The sequence below is a fragment of the Candidatus Thioglobus sp. genome, assembly GCF_028599055.1.
GTDB lineage: Bacteria > Pseudomonadota > Gammaproteobacteria > PS1 > Pseudothioglobaceae > Thioglobus_A.
In genome coordinates, this window is the sequence record NZ_JAQRMS010000026.1 from 6,797 (window position 1) to 13,696 (window position 6,900).

9 protein-coding genes are annotated in these 6,900 nt (G+C 41.5%); all 9 read right to left on the reverse strand.

The window, feature by feature from the left end; all coding sequences use genetic code 11:
• On the reverse strand, positions 1-113 hold a 113-nt coding region (locus PSN35_RS03055), incomplete at its 3' end, for a GTPase (RefSeq protein WP_300029288.1).
• Between the two features lie 23 nt (positions 114-136).
• Positions 137-712, reverse strand: a complete 576-nt coding sequence (gene pth / locus PSN35_RS03060; RefSeq protein ID WP_300029268.1) for an aminoacyl-tRNA hydrolase — start codon at positions 710-712, stop codon at positions 137-139.
• A 19-nt stretch (positions 713-731) separates the two neighbouring features.
• Positions 732-1,400 (reverse strand): 50S ribosomal protein L25/general stress protein Ctc, encoded by a 669-nt coding sequence (locus PSN35_RS03065; RefSeq protein ID WP_300029270.1) that lies wholly within the window; start codon positions 1,398-1,400, stop codon positions 732-734.
• 119 nt (positions 1,401-1,519) lie between these two features.
• Positions 1,520-3,124 (reverse strand): 2-polyprenylphenol 6-hydroxylase, encoded by a 1,605-nt coding sequence (gene ubiB / locus PSN35_RS03070; protein WP_300029272.1) that lies wholly within the window; start codon positions 3,122-3,124, stop codon positions 1,520-1,522.
• Position 3,125: 1 nt separating this feature from the next.
• Positions 3,126-3,638: an SCP2 sterol-binding domain-containing protein gene (locus tag PSN35_RS03075; RefSeq protein ID WP_300029275.1), complete on the reverse strand. Its 513-nt coding sequence runs from the start codon at positions 3,636-3,638 to the stop codon at positions 3,126-3,128.
• A 15-nt stretch (positions 3,639-3,653) separates the two neighbouring features.
• Positions 3,654-4,394, reverse strand: coding sequence for a bifunctional demethylmenaquinone methyltransferase/2-methoxy-6-polyprenyl-1,4-benzoquinol methylase UbiE (gene ubiE, locus PSN35_RS03080; RefSeq protein ID WP_300029278.1), 741 nt, complete (start codon positions 4,392-4,394; stop codon positions 3,654-3,656).
• A 5-nt stretch (positions 4,395-4,399) separates the two neighbouring features.
• A complete protein-coding gene (locus tag PSN35_RS03085; protein WP_300029281.1) occupies positions 4,400-5,536 on the reverse strand; it encodes a citrate synthase in 1,137 nt (378 codons plus the stop codon).
• 8 nt (positions 5,537-5,544) lie between these two features.
• The gene (gene erpA / locus PSN35_RS03090) at positions 5,545-5,892 is read right to left on the reverse strand and encodes an iron-sulfur cluster insertion protein ErpA (RefSeq protein ID WP_300029284.1); all 348 of its coding nucleotides are present in this window, start codon (positions 5,890-5,892) and stop codon (positions 5,545-5,547) included.
• Positions 5,893-5,907: 15 nt separating this feature from the next.
• Positions 5,908-6,900, reverse strand: a 993-nt coding sequence (argC, locus tag PSN35_RS03095; protein ID WP_300029286.1) for an N-acetyl-gamma-glutamyl-phosphate reductase, incomplete at its 5' end; no start/stop codon positions are given.

The following is a 6,900-nucleotide window of genomic DNA, read 5'->3' on the forward strand; positions in this document are numbered from 1 at the left end:
TCAATGGTGCAAAATGGATAGTTTGCCGACTCAATACCTGCTTGCGTTAATGCATTAAATAAAGTTGATTTTCCTACATTGGGTAGCCCAACGATGCCACATTTAAATCCCATTTTTATCTCCTAATTATGTAGCATTAAGCTTTTGTGTGTAAGTTTTTCATGGCTTTATCGATGTTGCCTTGTACAACGTCTTCAATCACTTGCAAAGCGTCAATCATGGCTGATTGAATAGGCTCGAGTTCGCTCTTGTTAGGTGCGTGAAGTACATAATCAGCCACTTGAGCTTTGTTGCCAGGATGGCCAATACCTAAACGTAGCCGATGAAATGATTTGCTGCCAAGCGCTTTGATGGTGTCACGCAAGCCATTATGGCCACCATGTCCACCTTCGGTTTTGAGTTTGGCCATGCCAACATCCAAATCTAGTTCGTCATGAACAACTAGAATTTCATCCACGTTGAGTTGATAAAATTTTGCCAATGCTTGAATAGATTGACCTGAGCGATTCATAAAAGTTGTTGGTTTTAGTAGGCGAACAGACTTTTCTGCAATGGTGACTTGCGTCACTTCGCCTAAAAACTTTGTTTCTTTTTTAAAGGTGCCAGAATAAAGACTGGCAATCGCGTCACAAAACCAAAAGCCAACATTATGACGATGTGACTGATAGTCTTTGCCCGGGTTACCGAGACCAACAATCAGTTTTATTGCCATAATGTCTTATGCAGAAATGTTACTCGTCGCCTTTGTCTTCTTCAGCAGCATCATCGCCAGCCACTTCTGTTTCAGGTGCAACTGGTGCGTCATCTTCAACTTCAGCCATAATCTTAGCCTCTTGAATAGCCACAACACTTTGGTCGTGCGCTTCAATATCGCCATGCGTTAGTGCTGTTAGTGTAACGCCTTTAGGTAGGTCTAAGCCAGTTAAGCTAATATGATCACCCATTTCCAAGTTGGTAACATCAACATCAATTGACGTTGGTAAGTCAGCTGGCAAACAAGATACTTCCACAGAAGTAACAAACTGATTAACAATAGCGCCTAAACGTACGCTTTCATTTTCATCGCCACCAATAAAGTGTAATGGAATGTTGGTTACTAGTGCTTGCTTTAAGTTAATGCGTAAGAAGTCAACATGAGTCACAATGTTTTTAGCAGGGTGGCGCTGTAAATCTTTAATGATAACAGCTTCCTTTTTCTTGCCAACCATTAAATCAAGTACAGAAGTGTACGAGGTTTCATCTTCTAATAAGTGTGTAACCTCATGAAGACCTAAAGTAATGTTGGTTGGTGCTTTGCCTGCGCCATAAATAATGGCAGGGATTTTTTCAGCGTGACGTAGGCGGCGGCTCGCACCTTTACCTTGATCTTCACGCACTGTTGCGTTAATTGTTAAACTCATGTTTGTACTCCTAAAAATAAAAAAAACACCAAAACAAGGTGTTATAGCTTAGTTCGTATATTTTGCGACCAAATATAACAAGGCGTTTATTTTACCTTAAATAATATTGATTGGTTGAGCTATCTAGATTTTAGCCAAAAAATCATTGCAACCGTTGCACTGATTGCGCCAGCTACCCATAACTGATTGACTACAAGCACGCCGCCTAAAATCAATAATGATCCTGAAAAAATGGCCGAGGTTTGTTTGTTGGCATTGTCCTGGAGTTGCTCAACAATTTTCTGAGTTTGCTGCGCCTGGAGTTTGCCCATGTCTTTCATTTTGCCTAGTTGCTTTAATGCATTAATGGTCAATGCAGGTAGCTCAGGAATTTCTTTTAATAATTCTGGCGCTTGTTCTTTTAGTTTTTCAAAGGTATTTTTCACACTATATCTCTCTTTCATTAAGTCTTCTAAAAAGGGTTTGGCAGTAGACCATAAGTCTAGTTCTGGGTAAAGTTGTCTGCCTAGGCCTTCAATATTTAATAGGGTTTTGTCTAATAATAACAGTTGTGGCTGGACTTGGATGTCAAAATTCTTTGCCTCTTGGATTAAGTCTAATAATACTTGGCCAAAGGATATTTCTCCCAAGGGTTTGTCAAACATTGGAGCGCAAATTTTTTGTACGGCTGACTCGAATGCTTGTTCGTCGGTATGGGCGCCAACCCAACCAGAGTCAATATAGACTTGTGCAACTTTTTGGTAATCTTGGTTGAAAAAGGCTAAAAATATATCGGCTAAAAAGTCTTTATCAGTCTCGCTGAGTGTGCCCATAATGCCAAAATCAACCCCAATATACTGGCCTGACTCTGAGACAAAAATATTACCAGGATGCATATCAGCATGGAAAAAATTATGCTTAAACACCTGGGTGAAGAAGATAACAACCCCTTCTTCAGCAAGGCGCTTCATGTCGATATTGTTTGCCTTCAGGGTGTCGATTTCACCAATAGGTGTGCCATAGATTCGCTCGGTTGTCAGTACATTGATGTTGCTGAGCTGGTGATGAACCTTGGGTACATAGAGTAAGTCAGAATCGCTAAAGTTGTGTCTTAGTTTGTCGCAATGTCTGGCTTCGATGCGCATATCGAGCTCATCGTTAATGATGGCTTCAAATTCTTCAACCACTTCAATAGGTCTAATTTTGTAGGCCAGAGGATGTCGATTCATGAGCTTGGCCAAACTGCGCATTAGCTTAATATCTCCTCTAATGAGTGATTCAATATCAGGGCGAACTACCTTAACGACAACTGCTTCACCATCCAATGTTGTTGCTGTATGAACTTGTGCAATAGAGGCGCTGGCTAAAGGCTGATCATCGAAGGTCTTGAATAGGGATTCAATTTTTCCGCCTAGGGAGTGTTCAATAATGTCTTTTGCCTTATTAGTGGCAAAAGGTGGGCAGCTGTCCTGCAGTTTTTTAAGCTCTAGACTAATATCCGCGGGCAGTAAATCAGGGCGAGTGGAGAGCGTTTGACCAAATTTAATATAGATAGGGCCCAACTCTTCAAGCGCCAGTCGAATTCTTTCGCCACGCGTGTATTTCTTAACAGGGAAATAATGCCAAGGTATTAAATAAACCAGAGGCTTGAGGTTTTTTAATAAAGGCGTTGACAGTATTAGCGAGTCGAGACGATAACGCATTAATACTCGAGAGATTTTAAAAAACCTGGCTAGACCGGACACGTTAATGCTTGTTGTTTTTGTAGGTTTTAGGCACGCTTGGGTTGATTAAAAAATTACTAACACTATCTTTTAAGGCCTCTAAAGGATTGCTAGATTCTTGCGTAATTTTTTTTATTTCCCCCGTTATTTTGCCTATTTCATGAGCAACTATGTCGCCAGTATATTGGGACAATGTTTCTTCAACATCGATATCAACTGCCTGCAGCATGTCCACTAACAGTTGTGCTGTTTTGACGTCACCATGAATAATAATTTTGTCTTGTTTTAGTAAATCGGTTAAATCCTCGCCTTTGAACAAAGCAAAAAAGACATTGGCCGTAAGTTTGATATCAACATCGCTGACATTATTGATATCATTGACGACAAAAATTCGATTATTGGTGCAAACAAAATCAACTTCAAGGGGCAAGTCTTTTAACGAAAATCGAATGATTTTTTGATCCAATGGCTCGAGGTTAACGTCTCCATTTTGGATTAAAAAATTAAGTGCCTGTTCCAGAACAAAGTGCTGCATAACTGCTCGTTAGACCTAAGCCTTAATACCTTTGTGTAGGGCAACAATACCACCAGACAAATTGTGATATTCGCAGAATCCAAAGCCTGCTTCTAGCACCATATCTTTAAGGGTTTCTTGGTCAGGATGTTTGCGAATAGATTCAGCTAAATATTGATACGAGTCTTTGTCATCAGCAATAATTTCGCCCAATTTCGGCATAATATTAAATGAGTAAAAGTCGTAGAATTTTTTCAAAAATTCAGAATCTGTTGTTGAAAACTCCAAAATTAGCAAACAGCCACCCGGCTTTAAAATACGCCTCATTTCACGTAGCGCTTGGTCTTTGTCAGTGACATTTCTAAGACCAAAGGCAATAGAAACACAATCAAAAGTATTGTCTTCAAAAGGCAAGTATTGTGCATTTAGTTGTACAAAATCAACGCCAAAAATTCCTTTGTTGGTGAGGTTTTTTCGACCCTCGCCAAGCATGGCAGCATTAATATCAGACAAAACAACTTGTCCTGAATCACCGACTTTTTTGCGAAACTCGATGGCTAGGTCTCCGGTGCCACCAGCAATGTCCAAAACTTTGTCTCCTGTTTTAACGTTAGAAGAGGCGATGGTGTAGCGCTTCCAAAGGCGGTGTGCGCCAAATGAAAGCACATCATTCATTAGATCATATTTGCTGGCAACTGAGTCAAATACACCTCGAACCATGCCTTGCTTATCTTTGGTGGCTACATCTTTAAAGCCGAAGTGTGTTGTGTTGTCCATAGAATTTATTTTTTTGGATAGTTTCTAAAATCGCTACCAGTATAGATTTGTGTTGGTCTGAAGATTCGATTATGGCCCACTTGTTCATGCCAGTGGGCAGCCCAGCCAGCAGATCTTGCCATGGCAAAGATAGGCGTGAAATGCTCTTTAGGAATCTTAAAGATTTCCGAATATAAAATGCCAGAGTAAAAATCAACATTTGGATAAACGCCTTTGGCAGATAACAACTCTTCACACACACGCTCTACTTCGAGCGCTGTTTCAAAGCGCTTTGATAAGGTGATATTGGATTTTTTAATATAGGCTTCAATCATTTCTTGCAAAATTTTTGCACGTGGATCTTTAACGCTGTATTCACGATGGCCCATGCCCCAAATTACTTCTTTGTTTTTTAAGCGATTTTCAATATAGCCGCGCGCATTTTTTGCATCACCAATTTCGTCCAGCATTTTAAGTACATCTTCATTGGCGCCACCATGTAGTGAGCCTGCCAATGTGCCAACTGCTGCGGAAATAGAGGCAAAAGGGTTTGCTAAGGTTGAGGCAGTTACCATGGCAGAGAAGGTGCTAGCATTAATGGTGTGTTCAGCGTGCAAAATTAAACAAGCGTCAAATAGCTGCACAATATCATCGTCCGGCTCTTCGCCGAATGACATGTACAAGAAATTTTTCGCATAAGACATGTTTTTGCTTGGCGGAATTGGATCGTAGCCAGCGCTAATTCTAGCCCACATTGCAACCAGTGTGCTCATGTTGGCAATAATTTTAGTTAGTGCGCTTTGAGTAAAAGCTGAATCAGGATTTTTAGCGCCCGCATCTGGGTAGAAAGTCGCCATAGCGGCAATCGCTGTTTGCAAGACATCCATTGGATGTCCGCTAGCAGGCAAAGCCCACATCATTTCGCGAATATTACGTTTTACCTCGTAGCGTTTGTGAAGGACACAACGAAATATTTCCAGGTCTTTTTCACTAGGAAGTTCGCCATCTCTCAGTAGCATTGCCACTTCTTCAAAAGAAGCGTTTTTGGCTAAATCTTCAATAGAGTAGCCTCGGTAAGCCAAGATGCCGTTCTCGCCATCGATAGATGAAATAGATGATTCGGTGGCAGGAACACCTGCGAGACCTGGAATGTATTCGATCATAAGCCTACCTAAACAGAGAATGATGAGCCGCAACCACAAGTGGTTTTGGCATTAGGGTTGTGAATAATAAAGCGCGAGCCTTGTAAATCTTCAAGATAATCAACGGTTGCGCCAATTAAATACTGGTAACTCATAGGGTCTACTACCAATTGAACGCCGTTGTTTTCAACACCTGAGTCACCTTCCTTGTGTTCTTCGTCAAAGGTAAAGCCGTAGGAAAATCCTGAACAGCCGCCACCGGTAATGTAGACGCGCAGGCGTAAATTATCGTTTTTTTCTTCGGTAATTAGTGTGGCTACTTTGGTGGCAGCGCTATCACTAAAAATAATGTCGGCTTTTTCTAATACTTCTGACATGGTGTCTCCTATAAGTTAAGGCAGTAGGCCAATGGATGATAAGCCTGATTTTTCGTCAAGTCCAAACATAATGTTCATGTTTTGTATGGCTTGCCCTGCCGCACCTTTGATTAAATTGTCAATCACAGACGTTATTATTAATTTTCCACCGGTTGCTTGTTGTGCAGCAATTTGACAGAAATTACTAGATTTAACGCTGCGTGTTTGCGGTATTACACCTGCACTTAGCACGGTGACAAAGTGCTCATCTTTATAGGCGGCTTCAAGGATTGATTGTACATCAGTGTCCGTATCTAATAAGTCCACATAAATTGTGGATTCCATGCCGCGAATCATTGGCACTAGGTGTGGGACAAAGGTTAGACCAATAGATTCTCCACCAGCTAATAGGCTTAATTCTTGTTTTATTTCTGGATAGTGACGATGGCCGCTAACTCCGTAAGCCTTGACAGACTCGCTAGCTTCACACAACAACATGGCTTGATTGGCGCCACGGCCTGCGCCACTCACACCGGTTTTAGAGTCAACAATGATATTTGACAGATCAATTAACTTGTTTTCAATCAGCGGCTTAAGCGCCAACAAGACCGTGGTTGGGAAGCAGCCCGGATTACCAATCAACTGCGCATCTTTAATGGTTGCTCGATTAATTTCAGACAGTCCATAAACAGAAGATGCTAATAGTTCGTCTTGAAAATTTTCAAGACCGTACCACTGTGCATACTCGTCTTTATCACGCAAGCGAAAATCTGGCCCGAGATCGATGACTTTAATGCCCTTATCAACAAAAGTGCCGGCAGTTTCCATGGCAACGCCATGTGGCGTTGCAAAGAAAACCACATCACACTCATCCAAAATCGCATCTCCCGGTGCAGTAAATGCCAACTCTGTTTGACCTGCCAAAGAGGGGAAGAAGTCACCCACCAACTGCCCTGCTTCTGAGCGCGAGCTAATTGCAATAACCTCAACCGCTTCATGGTTGTGAAGTAGTCTAAGTAATTCAACACC